General features: G+C 59.3%; 1 protein-coding gene. It reads left to right on the plus strand.

From position 1 onward, the window contains the following. Nucleotides 1–208 precede the first annotated feature (208 nt). Nucleotides 209–1,348: an ISL3 family transposase gene (locus M4D77_RS23730; RefSeq protein WP_259937725.1), complete on the plus strand. Its 1,140-nt coding sequence runs from the start codon at nucleotides 209–211 to the stop codon at nucleotides 1,346–1,348. The last annotated feature ends 36 nt before the right edge of the window (nucleotides 1,349–1,384 follow it).

The raw sequence follows: 1,384 nt of genomic DNA on the forward strand, positions 1-1,384 counted from the left end.
GTGGCTCTTCTGACGCCAAAGTGGGTGTCTTCTCGCGAGCCTAACGCACGCAACGCCCAGTCTCGCTTAGGTTTTGAGTTGCGAAAACAAAGACCTAAGGGAGTGGGCGTTGCGCACTGTCAGAGTACTGCAGAAGTTGCTGGGAATCGAGCGTGCCCGTGTCGTGGGTGTCAGGTTCGATGAGGATGATCGTGGGCAGGTCATCGTGGTGACACTGGAGCTGCACGCGAACGCACGATCACGGTGCCCGCAGTGTAAGAAGCGGTGCCCTGGTTACGATCAGCCACCGGCACCGCGACGGTGGCGACATCTCGACATGGGTGGCTGGCGATGCTTCCTCGAGTTGCCCGCCAACCGCGTGAAGTGTCCTCGCCATGGTACGAAGACTGAGTTGGTTCCGTGGGCACGTCCGGAAGCGAAGATGACCAGGGCTTTCGACGACACCGTCGCATGGCTGTGCGCGCACGCCCCGATGACCGCGGTGAGTGCCTATCTACGGGTTTCCTGGCGGACGGTGTCTCGTATCGTCGAGCGCGTGGTCGACGACCATGTCGGACTGACTAAACGCTTGAACGGGTTGCGGCGTATCGGCATCGATGAAATCGCTTATCGCAAGGGCCGCAAGTACTTGGTCGTCGTGGTCAACCATGACACAGGTCAGTTGGTGTGGGCGGGTGAGGGCGCCAAGAAGGAGACCATCGAGCGATTCTTCGACGAACTGGGTGACGTGCGAGCACGCAAGATCACTCACATCAGTGCTGATGGGGCCGAATACATCGGTGCGGTCCTCGCTGAGCAGGCGCCGGGGGCGTACTGGTGTATGGACCCATTCCATGTGCTGCAGTGGGTTAGTCAGGCGTTGGACCGGTGCCGGTCTCGGGTGATGAGCCGGATAGCCGGCTTGTCGAAGGTGGAACGCGGCCGATTGAGGTGGGCGTTGTTGAAGAATCCTGACGACCTCACCGAGAGTCAGGAGCGGCTGCAGTCCATCGTGGTCACCGATGCCAACAGTGTGCTGGCCCGTGCGTATCAGATGAAAGAAGAGATAAGGCACATACTTTCAGGTGCTTACTCCTCGTGTTGGGCGCCGTTGCGGCGCTGGTTGAGGAAGGCGGAGACCTGCAATATACCCGAGATTCGCACCCTGGCGCCGAGTATCCGTAAACGTGAGGTGCAAATCTACAACGCGGTCGAGTGTCAGATGAGCAACGCGCGAGTCGAAGCAACGAACTGCCATCTGCGGTCATTGACGAAGCGGTCATACGGATTTCACACACCTGACGCTTTGATCGCGATGGCGAACCTCACCAGGGGTGGCGCATGCCCGGAACTTCCACATCGAAACTGACCGAAAACCGCCCACTTTCAGGTCAGGAGATCCACA

The organism is Gordonia sp. p3-SID1431, assembly GCF_025143765.1.
Lineage (GTDB): Bacteria > Actinomycetota > Actinomycetes > Mycobacteriales > Mycobacteriaceae > Gordonia > Gordonia hongkongensis.